The organism is Rhizobium acaciae (assembly GCF_025941625.1).
Lineage (GTDB): Bacteria > Pseudomonadota > Alphaproteobacteria > Rhizobiales > Rhizobiaceae > Rhizobium > Rhizobium acaciae.
On sequence record NZ_JAPCZO010000007.1, the window covers coordinates 233,029 to 255,390 of the forward strand.

General features: G+C 61.3%; 24 protein-coding genes. 14 read left to right on the forward strand and 10 right to left on the reverse strand.

The features are described 5' to 3' along the window. Positions 1 to 4 precede the first annotated feature (4 nt). The 10 genes from OLZ32_RS13805 to OLZ32_RS13850 all read left to right on the forward strand — a co-directional run bounded on the left by OLZ32_RS13805 (position 5) and on the right by OLZ32_RS13850 (position 7,746). The gene (locus OLZ32_RS13805; RefSeq protein ID WP_264421339.1) at positions 5 to 1,369 is read left to right on the forward strand and encodes a pyruvate dehydrogenase complex dihydrolipoamide acetyltransferase; all 1,365 of its coding nucleotides are present in this window, start codon (positions 5 to 7) and stop codon (positions 1,367 to 1,369) included. Positions 1,370 to 1,388: 19 nt separating this feature from the next. Next, the gene (locus OLZ32_RS13810; protein ID WP_003539320.1) at positions 1,389 to 2,030 is read left to right on the forward strand and encodes an SGNH/GDSL hydrolase family protein; all 642 of its coding nucleotides are present in this window, start codon (positions 1,389 to 1,391) and stop codon (positions 2,028 to 2,030) included. Positions 2,031 to 2,032: 2 nt separating this feature from the next. Next, positions 2,033 to 2,614 (forward strand): GNAT family N-acetyltransferase, encoded by a 582-nt coding sequence (locus tag OLZ32_RS13815; RefSeq protein ID WP_264421341.1) that lies wholly within the window; start codon positions 2,033 to 2,035, stop codon positions 2,612 to 2,614. Between the two features lie 16 nt (positions 2,615 to 2,630). Continuing rightward, a complete protein-coding gene (gene lpdA / locus OLZ32_RS13820) occupies positions 2,631 to 4,079 on the forward strand; it encodes a dihydrolipoyl dehydrogenase (RefSeq protein WP_264421343.1) in 1,449 nt (482 codons plus the stop codon). 122 nt (positions 4,080 to 4,201) lie between these two features. After that, entirely contained in the window at positions 4,202 to 4,456 is a 255-nt protein-coding gene (locus OLZ32_RS13825) for a GlsB/YeaQ/YmgE family stress response membrane protein (protein WP_003539329.1), read from the forward strand. Between the two features lie 37 nt (positions 4,457 to 4,493). Next, positions 4,494 to 4,742 (forward strand): GlsB/YeaQ/YmgE family stress response membrane protein, encoded by a 249-nt coding sequence (locus OLZ32_RS13830; RefSeq protein WP_151517949.1) that lies wholly within the window; start codon positions 4,494 to 4,496, stop codon positions 4,740 to 4,742. A gap of 46 nt (positions 4,743 to 4,788) precedes the next feature. Beyond that, the gene (gene lipA / locus OLZ32_RS13835; RefSeq protein ID WP_012757334.1) at positions 4,789 to 5,760 is read left to right on the forward strand and encodes a lipoyl synthase; all 972 of its coding nucleotides are present in this window, start codon (positions 4,789 to 4,791) and stop codon (positions 5,758 to 5,760) included. 67 nt (positions 5,761 to 5,827) lie between these two features. After that, positions 5,828 to 6,376, forward strand: a complete 549-nt coding sequence (locus tag OLZ32_RS13840) for an AAA family ATPase (protein ID WP_264421346.1) — start codon at positions 5,828 to 5,830, stop codon at positions 6,374 to 6,376. A 40-nt stretch (positions 6,377 to 6,416) separates the two neighbouring features. Further along, positions 6,417 to 7,037: a P-loop NTPase family protein gene (locus OLZ32_RS13845; RefSeq protein ID WP_264421348.1), complete on the forward strand. Its 621-nt coding sequence runs from the start codon at positions 6,417 to 6,419 to the stop codon at positions 7,035 to 7,037. A 256-nt stretch (positions 7,038 to 7,293) separates the two neighbouring features. After that, positions 7,294 to 7,746, forward strand: coding sequence for a type II toxin-antitoxin system RatA family toxin (locus tag OLZ32_RS13850; protein WP_003539340.1), 453 nt, complete (start codon positions 7,294 to 7,296; stop codon positions 7,744 to 7,746). A gap of 14 nt (positions 7,747 to 7,760) precedes the next feature. On the opposite strand, the gene OLZ32_RS13855 is transcribed toward OLZ32_RS13850, so the two are convergent. Both OLZ32_RS13855 and OLZ32_RS13860 read right to left on the reverse strand, forming a co-directional pair. Continuing rightward, complete coding sequence (locus OLZ32_RS13855; protein ID WP_264421350.1) at positions 7,761 to 8,264, reverse strand: CinA family protein; 504 nt, start codon at positions 8,262 to 8,264, stop codon at positions 7,761 to 7,763. Then, positions 8,261 to 9,478, reverse strand: coding sequence for a bifunctional 2-C-methyl-D-erythritol 4-phosphate cytidylyltransferase/2-C-methyl-D-erythritol 2,4-cyclodiphosphate synthase (locus tag OLZ32_RS13860; protein ID WP_003539344.1), 1,218 nt, complete (start codon positions 9,476 to 9,478; stop codon positions 8,261 to 8,263). Before OLZ32_RS13860 ends, OLZ32_RS13855 begins: the two co-directional genes overlap by 4 nt. A 145-nt stretch (positions 9,479 to 9,623) precedes the next feature. Between OLZ32_RS13860 and dusB the strand changes: the two genes are divergently transcribed. Genes dusB through ntrC form a run of 3 tightly spaced genes read left to right on the forward strand, consistent with a single transcriptional unit; the run spans position 9,624 to position 13,239 of the window. Beyond that, positions 9,624 to 10,640: a tRNA dihydrouridine synthase DusB gene (gene dusB / locus OLZ32_RS13865; protein ID WP_017988237.1), complete on the forward strand. Its 1,017-nt coding sequence runs from the start codon at positions 9,624 to 9,626 to the stop codon at positions 10,638 to 10,640. Continuing rightward, positions 10,637 to 11,791, forward strand: a complete 1,155-nt coding sequence (locus OLZ32_RS13870; protein WP_003539346.1) for a two-component system sensor histidine kinase NtrB — start codon at positions 10,637 to 10,639, stop codon at positions 11,789 to 11,791. The genes dusB and OLZ32_RS13870 overlap by 4 nt, the downstream gene beginning before the upstream one ends. Next, entirely contained in the window at positions 11,788 to 13,239 is a 1,452-nt protein-coding gene (gene ntrC / locus OLZ32_RS13875; protein ID WP_003539347.1) for a nitrogen regulation protein NR(I), read from the forward strand. The genes OLZ32_RS13870 and ntrC overlap by 4 nt, the downstream gene beginning before the upstream one ends. 114 nt (positions 13,240 to 13,353) lie before the next feature. On the opposite strand, the gene OLZ32_RS13880 is transcribed toward ntrC, so the two are convergent. From OLZ32_RS13880 to OLZ32_RS13910, 7 genes are all read right to left on the reverse strand, one after another. Beyond that, complete coding sequence (locus OLZ32_RS13880; protein WP_085996084.1) at positions 13,354 to 14,148, reverse strand: hypothetical protein; 795 nt, start codon at positions 14,146 to 14,148, stop codon at positions 13,354 to 13,356. 57 nt (positions 14,149 to 14,205) lie between these two features. After that, entirely contained in the window at positions 14,206 to 14,994 is a 789-nt protein-coding gene (locus OLZ32_RS13885; protein ID WP_003539349.1) for a hypothetical protein, read from the reverse strand. Positions 14,995 to 15,232: 238 nt separating this feature from the next. Further along, on the reverse strand, positions 15,233 to 15,445 hold the full coding sequence (locus tag OLZ32_RS13890) for a hypothetical protein (RefSeq protein WP_003539351.1): 213 nt from the start codon (positions 15,443 to 15,445) through the stop codon (positions 15,233 to 15,235). Next, entirely contained in the window at positions 15,442 to 16,251 is an 810-nt protein-coding gene (locus OLZ32_RS13895) for a DUF2092 domain-containing protein (protein ID WP_003539354.1), read from the reverse strand. Before OLZ32_RS13895 ends, OLZ32_RS13890 begins: the two co-directional genes overlap by 4 nt. 158 nt (positions 16,252 to 16,409) lie before the next feature. After that, positions 16,410 to 18,248, reverse strand: coding sequence for an adenylate cyclase (locus OLZ32_RS13900; RefSeq protein WP_264421354.1), 1,839 nt, complete (start codon positions 18,246 to 18,248; stop codon positions 16,410 to 16,412). A gap of 254 nt (positions 18,249 to 18,502) precedes the next feature. After that, a complete protein-coding gene (locus OLZ32_RS13905; RefSeq protein WP_264421356.1) occupies positions 18,503 to 18,892 on the reverse strand; it encodes a hypothetical protein in 390 nt (129 codons plus the stop codon). A gap of 86 nt (positions 18,893 to 18,978) precedes the next feature. After that, on the reverse strand, positions 18,979 to 21,405 hold the full coding sequence (locus OLZ32_RS13910) for an arylsulfatase (RefSeq protein ID WP_264421357.1): 2,427 nt from the start codon (positions 21,403 to 21,405) through the stop codon (positions 18,979 to 18,981). 253 nt (positions 21,406 to 21,658) lie between these two features. On the opposite strand from OLZ32_RS13910, the gene OLZ32_RS13915 reads away from it, so the two are divergent. Further along, on the forward strand, positions 21,659 to 21,844 hold the full coding sequence (locus tag OLZ32_RS13915; protein ID WP_157626661.1) for a hypothetical protein: 186 nt from the start codon (positions 21,659 to 21,661) through the stop codon (positions 21,842 to 21,844). Between the two features lie 25 nt (positions 21,845 to 21,869). On the opposite strand, the gene OLZ32_RS13920 is transcribed toward OLZ32_RS13915, so the two are convergent. Then, complete coding sequence (locus tag OLZ32_RS13920; RefSeq protein WP_003539358.1) at positions 21,870 to 22,142, reverse strand: hypothetical protein; 273 nt, start codon at positions 22,140 to 22,142, stop codon at positions 21,870 to 21,872. Positions 22,143 to 22,362 lie beyond the last annotated feature (220 nt).

Here is a 22,362-nt window from a genome sequence, read left to right on the forward strand (position 1 = left end):
TTCGATGCCGATCAATATCACGATGCCCGCCCTCTCTCCGACCATGGAGGAAGGCAATCTTTCCAAATGGCTGGTCAAGGAAGGCGACAAGGTCAAGTCTGGCGATGTGATCGCCGAGATCGAGACCGACAAGGCGACGATGGAAGTCGAAGCCGTCGATGAAGGCACGGTCGCCAAGCTGGTCGTTGCCGCCGGCACCGAAGGCGTTAAGGTCAATGCGCTGATCGCGGTTCTTGCCGCCGATGGTGAGGATGTCTCCGCTGCCGCAAGCGCTGCGGGTTCCGCCGCCCCGGCGCCGAAGGCAGACGGTGCAGCGGCGCCGAAGGCCGAAGCTGCCCCGGCTCCGGCCCCGTCGACTCCGGCTGCGGCACCGGCACCTGCCGCCGCACCCGCCTCGGTGTCATCGGACGGCAGCCGCACCTTCTCTTCGCCGCTTGCCCGCAGGCTGGCCAAGGAAGCCGGGATCGATCTTTCGGCAGTCGCAGGCTCCGGCCCGCACGGCCGCGTCGTCAAGAGCGACATCGAAGCCGCCGTTGCCGGTGGCGGCGCCAAGGCTGCAGCCCCGGCCGCTGCTGCTTCCGCTCCGCAAGCTTCCGCAGCTCCGGCTCCGGCCGCCGCTGCACCGAAGGGCGCGTCCGAAGAAGCCGTGCTCAAGCTATTCGAACCTGGCTCCTACGAGCTCGTGCCGCATGACGGCATGCGCAAGACGATCGCCCGGCGCCTGGTCGAATCCAAGCAGACGATCCCGCATTTCTACGTCAGCGTCGATTGCGAACTCGATGCGCTTCTGGCGCTGCGTGCGCAGCTGAACGATGCGGCTCCGCGCAAGGACAACGCTCCGGCCTACAAGCTCTCGGTCAACGACATGGTCATCAAGGCCATGGCGCTGTCGCTGCGCGACGTTCCGGATGCCAACGTCTCCTGGACCGACAGCAACATGGTCAAGCACAAGCACGCCGATGTCGGCGTTGCTGTCTCGATCCCCGGCGGCCTGATCACCCCGATCATCCGCAAGGCCGAGGAAAAGACCCTGTCGACGATCTCCAACGAGATGCGCGATCTCGGCAAGCGGGCCAAGGACCGCAAGCTGAAGCCCGAGGAATATCAGGGCGGCACCAGCTCGGTCTCGAACATGGGCATGATGGGCGTGAAGAACTTCGCAGCCGTCGTCAACCCGCCGCATGCGACGATCCTCGCGGTTGGCGCCGGTGAACAGCGGGTCGTCGTCAAGAAGGGCGAAATGGCGATTGCCACCGTGATGTCAGTCACGCTCTCGACCGACCATCGCTGCGTAGACGGCGCACTCGGCGCCGAGCTGCTTCAGGCCTTCAAGGGCTACATCGAGAACCCGATGGGCATGCTTGTCTGATAGCGGCGCGGAGGCGGAAATGACCAAGACCGTTCTTTGCTATGGTGACTCGCTGACCTGGGGTTATGACGCCGAGACGATCGGTCGTCATGACTACAAGAATCGCTGGCCGAGCGTGCTTCAGGCAGCGCTCGGCGGTGACGCGCGTATCATCGCCGAAGGCTTGAACGGTCGCACCACCGCTTTCGACGACCATCTCGCCGATTGCGACCGCAACGGTGCGCGCATCCTGCCGACGATCCTGCAGACGCATGCGCCGCTCGACCTCGTCATCCTTCTGCTCGGCACCAATGACATGAAGCCGGTCGTGGCAGGCTCGGCCTTTGCCGCATGCCAGGGCATCAGCCGGCTCGTGCGGCTGATCCGCAATCACGCCTGGCCCTTCGAATTCGATGGGCCAGAGATTTTGATCGTGGCGCCGCCGGCGATCCGCGCGACGGGCAATGTGCCGTTCGCCGCGTCGTTTCCCGGTGGCATCGAGGAATCTGCAAAACTTGCAACGCTTTATCGTGATCTTGCCGACGAACTCGGTTGTGGCTTCTTCGACGGCAATTCCGTCGCCAAGACCACACCGATCGACGGCATTCACCTCGATGCGGAGAATACGCGTGCGCTCGGCCGCGGGCTGGAATCGATCGTGCGGATGATGCTGGGGATCTGAGCATGACCTCCTTCATCGCCCTCCGGCAGGCCTCACGGCGGGATGCCTCGGAGCTGGCGATTCTGGCGGATATCGCATCGCGCGGGTTTGCTTCCTGGCTCTGGTTTGCCGGTGTGGAAAACGGCGTGAGCGACACGCCGCTGGAGCAGGGCCGGCTGAAGATGGGCGAGGAGGAGGCTGTCGGCGGCTGGCGGGATGCCGTCATTGCCGAGGCCTATGGCGAGGTCGCGGGTGTGGCGATCGGCCATGCGCTGGCTGAGGGGATAGGCGATATCGAGGCGACGATACCGGCGACCGCACCGATGCTTGCCTTGCAGAAGACGGTGGTCGGAAGCTGGTTCATCGGCAGTCTCGGCGTCTATCGCCACCTGCGCGGCATCGGCATCGGACGCAGGCTGCTGGACGATCAGATCGACAGGGCCGATCGGCGGCCCGTCAGCCTGATCACCGCAAGCGACAACGAAGCGGCTTTGTCGCTTTATGGAAGAAACGGATTCCTGGAGGCTGCGCGCGCCGATGCCGTGCCGCTCTTCGAAAACAGCAAGAGACATGCGTGGGTGCTCATGACCCGCAGCGCAGCGTAACAAAGGCAGGAAACACATGGCTGAATCCTACGACGTCATCATCATCGGCTCGGGTCCCGGCGGCTATGTCGCTGCCATCCGCGCCAGCCAGCTCGGCCTCAAGACCGCGATCGTCGAGCGCGAGCATATGGGCGGCATCTGCCTGAACTGGGGCTGCATCCCGACCAAGGCGTTGTTGCGCTCGGCCGAGGTGCTCGACCACGCCAATCACTTCAAGGATTTCGGCCTCGTTCTCGAAGGCACGGTCAAGCCGGATGCCAAGGCCGTTGTCGGCCGCTCGCGCGCCGTCTCCGCCCGTCTGAATGCCGGCGTCGGCTTCCTGATGAAGAAGAACAAGATCGACATCATCTGGGGCGAGGCGAAGATCATCAAGCCCGGCGAGGTCGTCGTCGGCAAGTCGTCGAAGGCCGTCGTCGAGCCGCAGCATCCGCTGCCGAAGAACGTCAAGAGCGGCGAGGGCACCTATACCGCCAAACACATCATCATCGCCACCGGCGCCCGTCCGCGCGCGCTGCCCGGCATCGAGCCGGATGGCAAGTTGATCTGGACCTATTTCGAAGCGCTGAAGCCGGATGTTCTGCCGAAGTCGCTGATCGTTATGGGCTCGGGCGCGATCGGCATCGAATTCGCCAGCTTCTATCGCTCGATGGGCGTTGATGTCACGGTCGTCGAAGTCATGCCGACCATCATGCCGGTCGAGGATGCCGAGATCACGGCGATCGCCCGCAAGCAGCTTGAAAAGCGTGGCCTCAAGATCTTCACCAGCGCCAAGGTTTCGAAGGTCGAGAAGGGTGCCGGCAGCGTTACCGCCCATGTCGAGACGGCCGATGGCAAGGTGCAGCAGATCACCGCCGACCGGCTGATTTCGGCCGTCGGTGTTCAGGGCAATATCGAAAACCTCGGTCTCGAGGCGCTCGGCGTCAAGACGGACCGCGGCTGCGTCGTCATCGACGGTTACGGCAAGACCAATATCGCCGGCATCTATGCGATCGGTGATGTCGCCGGCCCGCCGATGCTGGCGCACAAGGCAGAGCATGAGGGCGTCGTCTGCGTCGAAAAGATCGCCGGCCTTCCCAATGTCCATCCGACCGACAAGGGCAAGGTCCCGGGCTGCACCTATTGCAATCCGCAGGTCGCCTCCGTCGGCATCACCGAAGCGAAGGCCAAGGAACTCGGCCGCGACATCCGCGTCGGCCGCTTCTCCTTCGCAGCGAACGGCAAGGCGATCGCGCTCGGCGAAGACCAGGGCATGGTGAAGGTGATCTTCGACAAGAGGACCGGCGAGCTGCTCGGCGCCCACATGGTCGGCGCCGAAGTCACCGAGCTCATTCAGGGCTTCGTCGTCGCGATGAACCTCGAAACGACCGAGGAAGAACTGATGCACACGATCTTCCCGCATCCGACGGTATCCGAATCGATGAAGGAAGCGGTGCTTGATGCTTACGGCCGCGTCCTGAACGCTTGATAATTTCCCAATCCGCCCTTTATCTCAGGGCGGCAAAGCCGTCCCGCCGGGGTGGCAAAGCCATCCCCCCAGCGGAGTGGAAAGCCACTCCGCTGGGGTGGAAAACAAGAAAGGAAAACATCATGTCTATGGAGACGCAGGCATTGCTGGTGTTTTTGCTGATCGGCCTGGTTGCAGGCTTCCTTGCAAGCCTGGTCGTCGGTGGCGGCGGGTTGATAAGATGCCTGCTGAGCGGCATCATCGGCGCCTTCGTCGGCGGCTATCTGTTCAGCGCGCTCGGCATTTCGCTGGGCATTGAAAACGCGCTGGTCGTGCAGATCATCCACGCCACCGTCGGCGCCATTATCGTGGTTCTGATCGCGAGAGCGGTCGCTTGAGGCGTAACTGAGGGCCAACTTGAGGGTAGGGGCAGGCATGGAAAGCGTCGGCTGGATTTCGGCAATCATCATCGGCGGACTTGCAGGCTGGCTCGCCGGCAAGCTGATGGAGGCGCGATATGGGATTTTCCTGAACATCGTGCTCGGCATCGTCGGCTCGGTCGTCGCAAGCGCCATCCTCGCGCAGTTTCATCTCGAGGTGGTCGGCGGGCGGCTCGGCTATTTCGTGACGGGTTTCCTCGGCGCCTGCTTGTTGATATTCCTTGTGCGGCTGGTGCGGCGCTAGATCCGATTGATTTGCCGCATAGGGGCGGTAGAAAGCTGAAACTGCAATGGTGACGATCCTCGATACGATCAATCCCGACGCCAAGCGCGTGCGGCATCCGGAGAAGGCGCATCGGCCGGACACGGAAGTCATGCGCAAGCCGGATTGGATTCGCGTCAAGGCGCCGACCTCCAAGGGTTATGCCGAGACGCGCGCGATCGTGAAGGAGCATAAGCTCGTTACCGTCTGCGAGGAGGCCGGCTGCCCGAATATCGGCGAGTGCTGGGACAAGAAGCACGCGACCTTCATGATCATGGGCGAGATCTGTACCCGCGCCTGCGCTTTCTGCAATGTCGCCACCGGCAAGCCGAATGCGCTCGACATGGCCGAACCGGAGAATGTCGCCAAGGCGGTCAAGGAGATGGGCCTCAGCCACGTCGTCATCACCTCGGTTGACCGTGACGACCTGGAGGACGGCGGTGCCGAACACTTCGAAAAGGTGATCTGGGCAATCCGTGCTGCCTCGCCGATGACGACGATCGAGATCCTGACCCCCGACTTCCTGAAGAAGCCGGGGGCGCTGGAGCGCGTCGTCGCCGCCAAGCCCGACGTTTTCAACCACAATATGGAAACGGTGCCCGGCAACTATCTGACGGTTCGCCCCGGCGCTCGCTACTTCCATTCCGTCCGCCTGCTGCAGCGGGTGAAGGAACTCGATCCCACCATGTTCACCAAATCGGGCATCATGGTCGGCCTTGGCGAAGAGCGAAACGAAGTCCTGCAGCTGATGGACGATCTTCGCACCGCCGATGTCGACTTCCTGACGATCGGCCAGTATCTGCAGCCGACCCGCAAGCACCATAAGGTCGAAAGCTTCGTCACCCCAGACGAGTTCAAGTCCTACGAGACCGTCGCCTACAGCAAGGGCTTCCTGATGGTCGCCTCCAGCCCGCTGACCCGCTCCTCCCACCATGCCGGCGACGACTTCGCCCGGCTGCGGGCGGCACGCGAGAAGAAGCTGTTGATCGCAGCCGAATAAGACCAGCACTTGCTTTTTGATTGGACCGCGGCGATTTTCGCCGCGGTTTTTCTTTGGGCAGTCGACGATGAACATCACCTCCGGATTGAAATCGCCGCTGATCGAAGCCAGCCGTATTCTGGTGATCGGCTGCCCCGGCAGCGGCAAGAGCACGCTGGCAAAGCGGCTCTCGCAAGCGCTCGACCTTGACTACATTTCCATGGACCGCGATTTCTACTGGCTACCGGGCTGGAGAAAGAGACCGCGCGACGAGATCGACCGACTGATCGCCAAGGCGGTGGCGGAACAACGCTGGATCATGGATGGAACCGGCCTCAACTCCTTCCATCTTCGCCTGCCGCGCGCAGACGCGGTCATTTGGCTTCGGCTGCCCAGATATGCATGCCTGTACGGCGCGGTCTCGCGAACATTCCGTTATCTTGGGCGCAACCGTCCCGAACTGCCTGCCGGCTGCCCGGAACGCCTCTCGCTGGACGCGCTTGCCTATATCTGGAATTTCGAGCGCGATGCCGCACCTCTGATCGAAGCGGCGCTTCGCGATCACGGGCTTGCAAATTCCACCGTCATCATAAGATCGCGCAAAGCAGCTAACCGGTTCGCCGCTCTTAGCGCTTGAGTCGCGCCGGCGAAGCACGCGTCTGGGTCGAGGGAGTTGCATGATGGATCAAAAAGTAGAACTGCCGCCGGGTCAGCAGATCACCGATCCTAAACAGGCTGCAGAGCATATCCGTACTGCCCGCCGAATCCTCGTCATCGGCTGTTCGGGCGGCGGTAAATCGACGCTGTCGCTGAAGATCGCCAGGCGCTTCGGGCTTTCCTACATTTCGCTCGACCGCGACGTCTATTGGCTTCCAGGCTGGGTCACGCGCGACAGGGTCGAGCAGAGAAAGATCATCGCCAGCCGGATCCTCGAAGAACGTTGGATCATGGATGGCACGAATCCGTCTTCCTTGGACATCCGGCTGCCGCGCACCGATTTCGTTGTTTGGATCCGCATGCCGCAGCTTGTCTGCATCTGGGGCGCAATCAGCCGGTGGGCGAAATGGATCGGCCGCACTCGCCCCGAAATGGCGCCGGGCTGTATCGAGAAGATCGATTTGGAATTCCTCCACTTCATCTGGACCTTCGAGGAGAAATTCGCTCCGCGCCTCGTCGCGGGCATCGCCGCACATGGTCCCGATGTGCCGGTTCTTCAGCTAGAGCCTTTCCTGGTAAGATTGCAGCATTCTGTTGGCTCAAACGGAGTCGGATGGTCGACCGGCCGGCGCGCGTCGTAGCCCGGCTCTACGGCCAAGCCGGCCGGTCGATCAGCCGGCCCGTTTCAGCCAACCCGAAGGGCCGGGCATCTTTGCGCCAGGGCAGAGGCGATCGGCTCGGACGTACCAAGGGGTATGCCCTTCGCCAATCGCCTCCGCCCTGACGAAAACCTGCTCCGGCAGAATGCTGCAATCTGACCAGGAAAGGCTCTAAAAATCCCGCCGCCAGATGCGCGAGCTTCTTGATCTTCTCGGCCGGCCCGATTAATTGCCGCTTATGCCGCAATTCGAAACGCACCGTCCCGTCCCGCACACGCCCGAGCAGATGTTCGACCTCGTCGCCGATGTCGAGCGCTATCCGGAATTCCTGCCGCTCTGCGAAGCGCTCGCCATCAGGAGCCGCAAGGAGCGCGACGGCAAGATCCTGCTCGTCGCCGACATGACGGTCGGCTACAAGGCGATCCGCGAGACTTTCACGACACAGGTGCTGCTGAACCGGGCCGAACACGTCATCGAGGTCAAATATATCGATGGCCCGTTCAAATATCTCGACAATCGCTGGCACTTTGCCGAGACGCCATCTGGCGGCTGCACCGTCGATTTCTTCATCGATTACGAGTTCAAGAGCCGCATCCTGGGCGCGCTGATGGGCTCGATGTTCGATCGCGCCTTCCGCATGTTCACCGAAGCCTTCGAGACGCGCGCAAACAGGATCTACACGCCGGTTTGATGGGCGAACCCGCGTCAGGCGGCAAGGAGCGAGCGCACCATCTCCAGCGCCGTCCTGATCGTCGCCAGCCGGACCTCGCTGCGGCCGATATCGCCATAGAGCATTTTCCGATGGATGAGCGTGCCGGCGCGCGATTTGGCGGCGAGATGCACGAGGCCGACCGGTTTTTCCGCCGATCCGCCGCCGGGGCCGGCAATGCCTGTGACGGCAACGGCGATCTCGGCGCGTGAGCGGAAGAGGGCGCCCTGCACCATCTGTCGCGCCGTTTCCTCGGAGACCGCCCCGAAGCGCAGCAGCGTTTCCGCCTGCACGCCGAGCATCTCGATCTTTGCGCTATTCGTATAGGTGACGAAGCTGCGGTCGACGACGGCGGACGAACCCGAAATCTCCGTCAGCGCCCCGGCGATCAGCCCGCCGGTGCAGGATTCGGCGGTCGACACCATGAGGCCGGCAACCGTGAAGTCACGGATGATCGCCTCCGCCATCGAAATGATATCGTCGGGAAAAAGGCTCATCATTTCCTCCCGCGATAGACGACGGTCGCCGTGGCAATCGCCGCGATGCCTTCGCGCCGGCCGACGAAGCCAATCGTCTCGTTGGTCGTCGCCTTGACCGAGCAACGCTCGATATCGATGCCGAGATAATCCGACAGTTTTGCCCGCATGGCGTCGCGATGCGGCCCGACCTTCGGCGCCTCGGCGATCAGCGAGACGTCGGCATTCATGATCGTGCCGCCGCGCTCGCGCACGATCCGGGCGGCATGCTCGATGAAGATCTGCGATGCCGCTCCCTTCCATTGCGGGTCGGATGGTGGGAAATGATCGCCGATATCGCCGGCGCCGCAGGTGGCTAGCAGCGCGTCCGTCAGCGCATGCAGCGCAACGTCGGCATCGGAGTGACCTTTCAGCTTCTGGTCATGCGGAATGAACACGCCGCAGAGCGTCACGCCATCGCCGGCGACGAGCTGGTGCACGTCGTAGCCGTTGCCCGTGCGCACGTCTGGAAGCAGCGAAGCCGAGAGCTTGTCGTCGGCCATGGCGATATCGTCCTTGACCGTCAGCTTGACGTTGTCGGCCGTGCCCTCGACGATCGTCACCGGAATGCCCAGCCATTCGGCAATCGAGGCGTCGTCGGTGAAATCGCTCCGTCCGCTTGCGGCCGCCTTCTCATGCGCCTCGAGGATCGTTTCGAAGGCGAAGGATTGCGGCGTCTGCGCAGCGTAAAGATGCTCCCGTGAAACCGTTGTCAGCACTGTGCCGGCGCCGTCGGCGCGTTTCAGCGTATCTGTGACCGGGATCGCCGGCAGGACCGCCTGTGCGCCGGCGTCAAGGCTCTCCGCAATGCGGTCCAGGAGATCATGGTCGAAGAACGGCCGCACGGCATCATGGATCAGCACATGGCTGATTTGCTTGTCCTTGAGGTATCTGAGGCCCGCAAGCACGGATTGCTGCCTGGTCGCTCCCCCATGCACCGTTTCGATCGGCGTTGCCGAGATGATGTGGCGGAAGGCTCTCGCAAACAGCGCCTCGTCATCGGGATGGATGACGACGACGATCTCAGTTGCCGCTTCCCATGTCATGAAGTTTTCAAGCGTATGCACGATAACCGGCTTGCCGCCGATCATGCGATATTGCTTGGGGCCTTCCTTGGATGATCCCGCGCGCTCGCCGCGGCCGGCGGCAACGATGACAATTCCAGCCGATATCGGTTGCTTAGAAGGCATTTGCAGCATAAATCCCCTAAATTATGCGGAATTGACCCGAGTGCTCTAACGTCTTGCTTTGGCCTTTTCCAGCATCTGCCCGAAAAATATCAATTCCGGTCCCAGCCCCCTTGGCAAGCCAGGGAATAGTGGCTAAAAATAATGCAGTTCTATTGTGTGCCCGAAAGATAATCATTTGATTTCCAAGGAACTCGCAACGCCTTTCCAAATCGGACCCGTGTCCGTGCGGAACCGCGTTGTACTGGCGCCGATGTCCGGCGTCACGGATATGCCCTTCCGCGAGCTTGCCTGGCGCTTCGGCGCCGGCCTCGTCGTCACCGAGATGGTGGCGAGCCGCGAACTGGTCAACGACACGGCCGAATCCTGGTCGCGGCTCAGCGCTGCGGGCTTCCGGCCGCATATGGTGCAGCTTGCCGGGCGCGAGGCGCACTGGATGGCGGAGGCTGCCAAGATCGCCGCCGATCACGGCGCCGATATCATCGACATCAACATGGGTTGCCCGGCAAAGAAAGTGATCGGCGGTTATTCCGGCTCCGCGCTGATGCGTGATCCCGATCACGCGCTCGGGCTCATCGAGGCGACGGTCAAGGCCGTCGACATTCCGGTGACGCTGAAGATGCGCCTTGGCTGGGATGAGAATTCGATCAACGCGCCTGATATCGCCCGCCGCGCCGAGGCCGCCGGCATCCAGCTTGTGACCATTCATGGGCGCACCCGCATGCAATTCTATGAAGGCCGCGCCGATTGGGATGCGATCCGCGCCGTCCGCGAGGTGATCTCAATCCCGCTGATTGCCAATGGCGATGTCGAAACCGCGGGCGATGCGCAGGAAATATTGCGCCGCTCCGGCGCCGATGCCGTCATGATCGGCAGGGGCTGCCAGGGCAGGCCGTGGCATGCCGGCGTCATAGCAGGGGCGCCGGCACCGCAATCCCCGGAGATCGCCGATATCGCCGTCGAGCATTACCGGATGATGCTGGATTTTTACGGCGAAGCGGTGGCGATCCGCCACGCCCGCAAGCACCTTGGCTGGTATCTCCAGCGTTTCGCGCCTGATCTGTCAGGCGCTGAAAAGGCTGCGATCATGACCTCGCGCGATCCGCGCGAAGTGGCCGCGCGTCTTTACGATGCATTGGCGGCCAGTGTTGTCGACAGCCGGGAGGCGGCATGACGAAGGATATGACATCTCCGTCCGATCACGCCGGCGGGACCGTCGCCATGGCCGTGCTGAACGCCATCCAGAACCCCGTCGTCATGGTCGACGAATCCGGCTTCGTCGTTTTCGCCAATTGGGAGGCCGAGGCCTTCTTCGGCGCCAGCGCCTCGCATCTGGCGCGTTACCGCATCTCGACCTTCATTCCTTTCGGCAGCCCGCTGCTTGCCCTGATCGACCAGGTGCGCGAGCGCAAGGCGCCGGTCAACGAATATCGCGTCGACCTGAGTTCACCCCGCCTCGGCCAGGACAAGCTGGTCGATCTCTATGTCGCCCCTGTGCTCAGCGAGCCCGGCGCCGTCGTCATCGTCTTTCAGGAACGCTCCATGGCCGACAAGATCGACCGGCAGCTGACCCATCGCGCCGCCGCCCGCTCGGTGACCGGCCTTGCCTCGATGCTGGCGCATGAGATCAAGAACCCGCTCTCCGGCATCCGCGGCGCCGCTCAGCTGCTTGAACAGTCTGCGGTCGACGACGATCGGGCGCTGACCCGGCTGATCTGCGACGAGACCGATCGCATTGTCTCGCTGGTCGATCGCATGGAAGTCTTTTCCGACGAACGCCCTGTCGACCGCATGCCGGTCAATATCCATTCCGTGCTCGATCATGTGAAGGCGGTCGCCAAGGCGGGTTTTGCCCGCAACATCCGGGTCACCGAGAGTTACGACCCGTCGCTGCCGGCCGTCTATGCCAATCGCGATCAGCTCGTCCAGGTCTTCCTCAATCTGGTGAAGAACGCCGCCGAAGCGGTCGGCGATCGGCCGGACGGCGAAATCATGCTGACGACGGCCTATCGCCCCGGCATCCGTCTTTCGGTCGCCGGCACGCGCGAAAAGATTTCGCTGCCGCTGGAATTCTGCGTTCACGACAACGGCCCCGGCGTTCCCCTCGATCTGTTGCCGCATCTCTTCGATCCCTTCATCACCACCAAGCCGAACGGCAGCGGCCTCGGCCTGGCGCTGGTCGCCAAGATCATCGGCGATCACGGCGGCATCATCGAATGCGACAGCCAGAACAGCCGCACGACATTCCGCGTTCTCATGCCGGCGTCGAAGGACGCCTCGCTTGAAGACGCCTCTATAGCAAGCTCGACAGGACCTTCTCGATGACAGCCACGATCCTCGTTGCAGATGATGATGCGGCCATCCGGACCGTGCTCAACCAGGCTTTGAGCCGCGCCGGTTATGACGTCCGCATCACCTCCAACGCCGCTACCCTCTGGCGCTGGATTTCGGCAGGCGAGGGCGATCTGGTCGTCACCGATGTGGTGATGCCCGACGAGAACGCCTTCGATCTGCTGCCGCGCATCAAGAAGGCGCGGCCCGACCTGCCGGTCCTCGTCATGAGCGCCCAGAATACCTTCATGACTGCCATCAAGGCCTCGGAAAAGGGCGCTTACGATTATCTGCCGAAGCCCTTCGACCTCACCGAACTGATCGGCATCATCGGCCGTGCGCTGGCCGAGCCGAAGCGCAAGCCCGCCAAGCTCGAAGACGATATGCAGGACGGCATGCCGCTCGTCGGCCGCTCGGCGGCGATGCAGGAAATCTACCGCGTGCTCGCCCGCCTGATGCAGACCGACCTGACGCTGATGATCACCGGCGAATCCGGCACCGGCAAGGAACTCGTCGCCCGAGCGCTGCACGACTACGGCAAGCGCCGCAACGGCCCGTTCGTCGCAATCAACATGGCGGCGATCCCGCGCGACCTGATCGAATCCGAACTCTTCGGTCATGAGAAGGGCGCCTTCACCGGCGCGCAGACCCGCTCGACCGGCCGCTTCGAGCAGGCCGAAGGCGGCACTCTCTTCCTCGACGAGATCGGCGACATGCCGATGGACGCCCAGACGCGGCTCTTACGCGTCCTGCAGCAGGGCGAATACACCACCGTCGGCGGCCGCACGCCGATCCGCACCGATGTGCGCATCGTTGCCGCCACCAACAAGGACCTGAAGCAGGCAATCAACCAGGGCCTCTTCCGCGAGGATCTCTATTACCGCCTCAATGTCGTGCCGCTGCGCCTGCCGCCGCTGCGCGACCGCGCCGAGGACATTCCCGACCTGGTGCGCCATTTCATCCAGCAGGCGGAAAAGGAAGGTCTTGGCTCCAAGCGTTTCGATCAGGAAGCCCTTGAACTGATGAAGGCCTATGCCTGGCCGGGCAACGTCCGCGAACTGGAAAACCTCATCCGCCGCCTGATGGCGCTTTACCCGCAGGACGTGATCACCCGCGAGATCATCGACGCGGAACTGCGTTCCGACGTGCCCGACAGCCCGATCGACAAGGGGCCGATGCGCAGCGGTTCGATGACGATCGCCCAGGCCGTCGAGGAGAACATGCGCAGCTATTTCGCAGGCTTCGGGGACAATTTGCCGCCGCCCGGCCTCTATGATCGCGTGCTGACCGAAATGGAATATCCGCTGATCCTCGCCGCACTGACGGCAACGCGCGGCAACCAGATCAAGGCGGCCGATCTTCTCGGTCTCAACCGCAACACCTTGCGCAAGAAGATCAGGGAACTTGGCGTCTCGGTCTACCGGAGTTCCCGCACCGCCTGAGCGAGCCCGGGCTTGCACGGGCTGCGGTGAGCACGGGGAAGATCGCTCTGTGATCCTCAACCGTCAGCGTTCCATGCATTTCCGTTCGGCGGAGTGCATCGTCGACCTGTGAATTCACTTTGGAAAAAGGAACGTCAGTGCGAGCCGGAAGCCAAGTCCTTCCGGGCCGTTCTCCGGAGCGTCTGCCCAATAGCGGATGCCTGCCGTCAGGCTGATCGGCCGCTTGTCGATGGTGATCAGCTTGGCAACTGCGAAGTTGATCGGCACCGACCAATCGTTCGTTTCCCAGTTATAGGTGGACTCCGTATTCAGCGAGAATGTCCAGGCGTCCTTGGTCGTGTAGGAGATGAACGGCTGGAGGAACGTCGAACTCACATCCTCCCGGTCGCTTTGACCAGCGAACGACCAGATGTGGTTCCCGAGAAAGCCGTAAGTCCAGGGGCCGTCCTGTTTGAGAACGACTGCTGTCGGCCCAGCGCCCCACTTGCCGCCACCAAGGAGCTCGTCGGTCGCGGTGGGAAGGAGGAACACCGGTCCGGCACCCCAGACGATACCGGTCTCCGTTGGTTTAGCTGGGGAGAGAAAGAAACTCTGCAACGTGTCGCCGAGACCGAACTGCGTTCCGGATGGCCCGGCGATGTCGTTCTGCCATGTGACCGGGAGGATGGTCCTCGATATGAGGTTCCAGTCCTCGTTCAGAGAAAATGGAATGACAGGTTGGATGTTCAGCGTTGCCTTGTCACCATCTTCGGGACCGTAGCCGTGGTCATAGTTGAACTGGAACGGGACGCTGATCAGCGAAGCGATCGGATTCGACAGCTTCTTCGCGAGTTCTTCGCTCGACTGGGCGTTTGCTGCACCTGAGGACAGAACCAGCGCCGCGGCAAGCGGCATCAGCCGACAAGTCATGAGCTTCATTGACGTCTCCACCGTACCAAACTCTATCTGCTGTCCCAGACGTCGTTCTCAGAAGTGGATGACGACGCCGAGGATGGGACCCTGCTGGACGACGTCGAAGACAAAGCCGTCATTGTCGTAATCAACGCCGAGTGCGCGGTATCCCGCCACAGCCGAGATCGTGTCGGTGAACCTGTAGCCGAGCGCGAGCGCCACATCCCAGTCGAGATCCGCGCCGCCGGCGCCGACGAGCCCCCATCCTGTCAGATAGATCTCCGGCGTGAAGAAATAGTTGCCTCGGACGCCCACCAGACCGTCGACCCAGGTCGCGCTGTCCTCTTGCTCGACGCCACCGAGGATCCCGCCATTGAAGGAGATGTTGGTGTCGACCGACCACACCCGGATGCCGCCGACGACATCGAGGTGTCCCGACTGGTCCTCCAGCACAGAGTAGCCGACCCCGAGAAGTCCGGCGAAAGTCTTTGAGGTGACGTCGACGCTGTCGGCGAGAATGCCAAGCGGCGTATTCGCGTCTGCGCCAAGCTTGGTGTAGATGATGTCGCCGAAGATGCTGAACCGGTCGTACCGCGCTTCACCCGCGGCCATGAAGGCGAAATCGAGGTTCTGCAGGATGTCGCCGAAATCGGAGTCGATATGAACCTCCGGCAATCCGAATTGCGCAATGTCTCCGGAAATCCCTGCCATCCAGAAATACGGCGCGACGGTGAAGGTCCAACCGGTCGGGCTCTCGACTACTTTTGCATCGGGTGTTAGCGGCGTCGGATCGGCCGCCCAGCCGGGCGAGGTGGCCACGAGACCCGCGCAAAGGACCGCAGCGCGTAGAAGTAATGCCGTCATGAAACTCCCCCTGCTTTGTCGGTCTCCATCGTGGTCGCCGACGAATCGAACATATCATCAATCTCCGCTAAACTCTGGCGCAACGCCCGCCTGCGGATAGGTATGTTACAGTAGCATCTGTCCGTCTGCGGCATTGCCGCGCTTGTCCTGCCGATGTCGGAATTGGGGTCTGCAGCTCGGCGTTGGCCGATTTCCCTCATGCTGGGCGCTTGTCGAATGCGTTCGCCGGGCCTGTTTTCTAGCAATTATAGACGCCGACGGCGCAACGCCGGACCGAGCGGCGCGCAACTCCAGCGACACTCACGGGTGTCAGCGGCCGGCCGACCCTGGCCTCTGCTGGCGTGAAGACGCCATCCAGTCCCGGAATCGAAAGCCCGTTTCCAAGTTCGAGGCCGGACACGCCGATCGCCGTAGCGAGCAGCAGGAGTTTCAGTTTTCTCACAATGGTCATTTGGTGCCTCCCATGGCAAAGTGATCAGGAAGCTCGTCGATATCGGCAAGCTTCGTCAGGTCGACTTTCTTGGCGTTCGTGGTGTTTTTGAAACCGAAATCGTTGGCAACGACATCGGTGCCGGTCTTCCAGTCACTGATCTGGACGCTGTATTGTGGGCCTTGATCCACCTGGCTTGCGGTAATGACATATCGACAGGGATACGGATGCTCGCCTTGAGCGATCCATATCTGCCAGTCGACTTCCTTGGTGCGGAATGCAAGGTGGTCGCATTCGACGCCGCCGATGACACCGCTGCCGAGGTCCTTGACGTCGACCACGTCGCGCATCAGCTCGTCATAGGCATCCGGGAGCAGAAGATCGGCACCCGGTATGGGTCTGTGGAGCTTGTCACGCAATTCGTCGATCAGGTGATCTACGGTACCTGGAACTTCTACCTGGGCATAGAGGTTGGCGTTCTTGCCGAGGAGCGAGAGCGTCTTGCCGTCGAATGTGACCTCAACGTTGGCGAATCCGCCAAACCGGGTAACCCGGAGTTTATCTGGCCGGCCCATTTCGATCTTGCCGGAACTTGCCAGCAGAAGCTTCTGATGGTCGACGGTGACGACCTCCAGGTTGGTGTCATACGAAAAGGAGATCGCCTTTTCTGCGGCCAGGTAGTCGGACATTGTTTTCACGAGCTTCTTGGCGTCTGCGTCGGCAGCGCTTGCAGCCGATCCAGATCCCAAGGTGATCATCAAGCCGAGTGCCGCGGAAGACACCGCCGCCACGGCAGGGTTCAACGCTCGCTGGGGTGCTTTGGTCATCGACAAATCCCTTCTAAATGGTTTGCTCGGACGACTGAGGTCGCTCCCTGGGTCTCGGGTATGAAAGAACGATTATCAGCGACCATAGCCTACACGGAGAAGACGGCGTGCGCGTGTAACATCGGGTATGTTCTGTGCCAGTTGTCGTGACAGCAGCGCTACCGCGGCTGAAGGACCTTGGAACCATCGATCGGCAGCGACATGGTCGCCTGCACCTCGTCCATTGCAGGAAGCCCGGCCGTTCGCAGGTCGGCAATCATCCGTGCCCGATCCTGTGGCTGGAAATTGCGCGCCTTGAGCTCGGCCACGATGTTCGGAATGAAGTCGGGTCTCATTTCGTTGAACCGCGCGGCCTCTCTGCGGGCGTCCTCAATCAATCCGGCGTCGACGTAGATGACGGCAGCCACAGCATGGAATAGCGGGAACTTCTGCAGGTCCGCCTGCCTGATCTCGATGACCGCAGTCTTGCCGTCGTGCAGCATGTAGGCTGCGAGTGCGCGCGTTCCGCGATAGTAGCCGCCGCCGGCAGGGTTGAGAGCAATGGCATGATCCAGCAGCGCGGCCCCGCGCTGCCACTCCCCGCTCATCGCCAGCCGGGTACCAAACTCTCCTAGCAATTCGGTGTCGTTCGGATTGGTCGCCAGTGCCCGTTCGCCGATCTGAAGTGCCTCCGGAACCCGCTGGCTGAAAAACAACGTCGTCATCAGCGCCTGAAGGGCGCGGGTGCTGCCGGGATCCAGTTGAACGGCACGGCGGGCGGCCTGAAAGCTGCGATCTATCGGCGCGGACGAAATGGGCTTTCGGTTGAACCTGAAACGATCCTCGTCAAGGTAGAGGATGGACAACATCGCCCAGGCGGTCGCAAAGGATGGATAGCGGGCGACAGCACTTTCGAGGCAGTTTCGAACCTCTCCGTGCCGCTCGATGCTCAACTCGGCACGATAAGCATAAAAGCTCAGCGTGCAGCCGTAGATGCCAAGATCGTCAGGCGGCGGGTTGGAGACATCAGCCTGGGCCATGATGCCATAGGGCTGCGCCACGGCGGTCGCAACTTTGTTTGCGACGTCGGACTGGATGGTGAACAGGTCGCGGACGCCGATGTCGTCGTCGTAGGTCTGCGACCAGAGGATCTCATCGGTCTGCGTGTCGAGCAGACGTGCCGTCACACGGACTCGGCTTCCGGAGACGCGAACACCGCCTACCAGCAGGAAGCGTGCGCCAAATTCCCCGCGAATCCGCGATGTCTCCACCTCGGGCGGCAACGATCTGGATGTCTCGCGACCGAAGACCTTGATCTCCTTGAAGCGGGGAAGGGCAGTGAGGAGTTCCTCGGTCAGGCCCGTCGTATAGAGTTGCGCCTGAGGACCATCGCCGAGATTAGCAAATGGAGCGATCACCAATGTCGGTCCATCAGATCCCGTTATGTCGGCAGTCGCGAAGGGCCAGATCGGGCCAAATCGAATGGAGGTCAAGCCAGCCAGGGCTGCAGCGCCGCCCACGATCACAACCAACCCAAGGGCCACTGCCCACATATGCCGTCTTAAGCCGGGAAAAAGGGTATCGGCGCGCTCCGGCGGCAGACTTTGGTCTTCAGCATCGGAATTGTCTTCGCTCGGACTAGTCCAGGCAAAGGTCGGCACGTAACCACCTTTCGGAATGTCTATTCGGATCGGATCGTGTTGACCTGCTGTAAAATAATAGCGCTCGAGCACCCGCCTGAGCCTTCCGGCCTCGATCCGCACAACCGGATCATCCTGCGTGAAGCCGTTGGAGCGCTTGAAGACTTCGACGGCGATAGAGTAACCCTTGATCCGGTCTGCGCGGCCCGCAAGCGTCTCCTCCACGGCATAGGTGAGAAATGCAGCACTCCGACCGATATGCGGAAACTGCGGGCTGGTAATGATTCGATTAAGCTGAGCCCGAACATCATCATGGGTCGGGGGTGGGCGCGTCGAATCCGGCGCGATATCACGCCGTGATGGCAATGTATCCTGCACGACTTGCTCCTCACCCGCTCTTGAGGGACGTGACTACCGGAGATTTTATTAACTATCTCTTTTGTAACCTACCGCAGAAACTGATCCTCGTCCATCAAAGGCACCGCATCGGGCCCGTTCGATGACTTTTCGCGGATCGAGGGAAGGGGACTCCGGCGCGTGACCTGCAGAAGCGGACATCGCGCCTCGTGGCAGCCCGCGACCCGAAGCGGCCAAAGCCATAAATGACCCTCAAGGAGCCACGACGACTCGGCCTACCGCGCCCGCCAGATAGCGAGCAAGCACCATAGGGAAGTCGCCGCGTGATAAAGGATCGCGGGCCACAACAGGATGCCGATCATCTCCAGAACGAGAGCGGAATAGGCCAAGACCGCCGTGGTCAGGAAATTGTAGAGCGTCACTCCGACGAGGAGCCCCAGGGTCCTGCGCCTGTCGTCGGCGTCACGCGCACCCCAGCTTGCTGCGGCAAGAGCGAGCAGCGCCGCACCGCAGATCCGCGCGATCAGCGGTGCCTCCGAAGCGACCGGCCTTGCCTCGAACAGAAGAACGAAGAGCATCGACGGCGCCACGACAAGCCCCAGCCCCGTCGCGCCCTCTGCGATCGCGAACAGGGTGAGAAGCGTGCGTCGGTGAGCTGTGTTCATGGCGCAGATTCCCAAGGTCCAGGTCAACGTCTACTTTCGGCATGGGCCACCTTGGCGACGGGGCGCTCTGCGCTGGACCTCTTGCCTCAAGGTTGCGGCTGAAGTTCTATCTTCAAGCTGTTCAGCTTGCCGTCGAAGGCGAACGGTGCCTGGTAGTCGTTATCGTCGACACCGGTTCCCGTGTCGGAGCCGATATCAAAGGTTTCACTCGCTTCTAGAGCAAAGGGAATGGTGTTTGGGAAGGTCCCGTTTGCCGACTCGACGCCGTCGATCGTGATTGTCCCCTTGCCACCTTTGCCGAGGCCAGGCCCATCGGACTTGAAGGAGAAGACGAGATTGTGCTTTCCGGGCGTCAATGCCGCTGCGCCCTCCACCCTTGGCCGGGCGAGGTCCAATAGGTCATAGACAAAGATTGGCTTCCCTTTGAGCAGGTAGAAGCCCCATCCCCCGAAGCGCCCGCCCGCGGTCACAAGCATGCCGTTGCCGCCGCCCGCGGGCACATCGATATCGGCCGTAATCGTGAAGGACTTGTTGAGGACGCTCGGTGCAGTCCCAAGGGGCACGCCGACGATGGGTTTCGTATAGATGAAGTCATTGCGTCCGGCGACAGTGCTCGGTCGCGGGAGAATGAAGCGCGTCAAAGCCGAGGCGTCCAACGGCAGAACCTGGTACTTCGTGGCCTCGATCCAGAACAAATCCTGCAACTCCTTCAGCTTGCCGGGATTGGCGGCCGCCAGATCATTGTTTTGCGTCCAGTCCTTGGACAGGTCGAACAACTCCCAGGTCACGCCGTTGACAATGTCTTTCGGGATCGGAGCCGTTCCGTTCCAAGGTTCCCGATAGGGCAATGTGGAGGCGATCCACCCATCGTGATAGATCGCGCGATTGCCGAACATCTCGAAATATTGGGTCGAATGTTTCGATGGCGCACCGGCGTTTGCCTTGTCGAATGTGTCGGCTAAGCTCACGCCTTCGATCGGCGTCTGGGTAATCCCATTGACCGTCTCAGGGGCGCGGATGCCCGTCGCTTCCAAGATCGTTGGGACGATGTCGATGACATGGTGGAACTGGTTGCGCACCCCACCCGGATCTTTGATGTGGCCCGGCCATGCGATGGCCATACCGTTGCGAATGCCCCCAAAATAGGAAGCGACCTGCTTGGTCCACTTGAAGGGCGTATCGAAAGCCCAAGCCCAGCCGACTGAATAATGCGGATAGGTCAACGCCGACCCCCAGGCGTCGTAGAATTTGAGCTGGTCCTGGACGGGCACGTCGACGCCGTTGAAGAACGTCATCTCGTTTGGCGTTCCAGCCGGGGAGCCTTCCGCACTCGCGCCGTTGTCGCCACTGATAAAGATAATCAGCGTGTCATCGAGCTTGCCCATGTCCTCGACCGCTTTGACGACCCGGCCGATTTCATTGTCGGTATAGGCGAGGTAGGCTCCGTAAACGTCGGCCTGGCGGATGAAAAGCTTCTTTTCGTCAGCCGAAAGGACGTCCCACGGCTTGATAAGCTTATCCGGCCAAGGTGTCAGTTGCGCATCCTGAGGGACAACACCCAGCCTCTTCTGGTTGGCGAAGATTTGGTCGCGCAGTGCATTCCATCCCTTGTCGAACAGATGCAAGTCGCTGATCTTCTTGATCCACTCGGGGGTCGGGTGATGAGGCGCATGTGTCCCACCCGGTGCGTAGTAGAGGAAGAATGGCTTCTTGGGATCGAGCTGGTTGAGTTGGTTGAGATAGTTGATGGCGTCGTCCGCCATGTCCGTCGTGAGGTTGTAAGTGGGGTTGTTCAGATAGGGATAGACACGCGTGGTATTGCGGTAGAGGTCCGGTTGCCATTGGTTGGTCTCGCCGCTGACAAAGCCATAGAAATACTCAAATCCCATTCCGATGGGCCATTGATCGAAGGGACCCGCCTGGCTGGTTTGGAAAGATGGTGTGTTGTGATTCTTGCCGAACCACGACGTTGCATAACCATTGGCCTTTAGGATCGTACCGATCGTGTCGTTGTCCGTGGTGATGACACTGTCGTAGCCCGGATAACCGGTCGACGCCTCGCTGATCACACCGAAGCCCACCGAATGATGATTACGGCCCGTGATAAGAGCGGCGCGTGTGGGGGAACACAGCGATGTCGTATGGAAGTTCGTGTAGCGCAGGCCTATGTTGGCAATCCGGTCGAGCGTTGGCGTCGGAATGACGCCGCCGAAGGTGCTCGGGGCCGCAAATCCGACATCATCGGTCAAGATCAGCAAGACGTTGGGTGCACCCTTAGGTGGTACAACTTGTGGCTGCCAATACGGCGTCGACTGGAGCGCGTCGAGATTTGTCGTGCCGCCAAACTGCCCTGGCGGCGGCGGGATCTGCCGGCCGTCGATTGTGGTCGTCGCACTGGGAGTGCCGGGTGTTCCATTGACCACCTGAGCCGATGCAGCCGTCCCGCCGATGGAAAAAAGTGTAAGCGCAGTGCCGCCTAATAGTGCAGCCAAAGTCAGGATACTGCTTTTCATCTCGGTTCCCCCGGCAACGATCCACCGTGATGTGGACCGTTTTATTCGGAAGGGTATGGCGAGTACCGCGAGCGCGCCAGTAACATACAGTATGCACTGTTGATCCGCGTTCGCTCCAACAGTCACATCGGAGACCGCGTTGCCGACCTGATTTCCGACCGACCGCCGAACGAGTAATCGTCCCGCTGCCGCTGCGTCGGACTGGCAGATACTACGGTAAGATACGCGCAAACCTCTCTTGGAGCGAATATTGTTGCGGACGGATGCTGGTCTGGGCCGGACCGGCCATCGCTTCGCCTGCGGGTCCCAATTTGCCTATGACAGGAAGTCCAGCATCGGCCAGTTCGACAAGGGCCTGGACGAGGCACAGGCTCAGGGATGGACGATTGTCGACATGAAGGATGACTGGAAAACCATCTATCTGACCGATCAGAAATGACCGTCTTTGGTGCCGGAGTTGGTCCTCAACGGCGAGGGAGAAGCTTGATCACGGTCACACTGGCATTTTCCAGAGCGGCTTCGATCTCGTTGCGCAGCGTCTCCACGAGTTCGAGGCATTCCGCGTGGCGCTCATTTCGCTCTGCGGCGGAGGATGTTTCCCATTTTCTCCTCAGTTCGTCTGCAATGGAGAAGTCGGCACAAAGTTCGCGGAAGTTGTCGTCACGGGCGGCCAGTGAATCGATGGTTTTGGCGCTGGCAGGAAAGATCCGCTTGGCGAACCGTGTGTCGTAATCCATCCATCCTACCTCCAAGGCGGTCTCTGCAAGTTCGGAGGCCGCATCGCATTATAAGTGGTGCATGATGATCCAGAATAGGGCGGAAGCAACGTAGTTTACAGTAGCGAACGGGAACGAAATCGGAATCCGCCGTTCAAAGCATGTCCGACAGGCATCAACTCCAGTTTCGCGCTGCCGTCGCTAACCGCAATCGACGGGAGTACGCCCATAACCTGCGGAC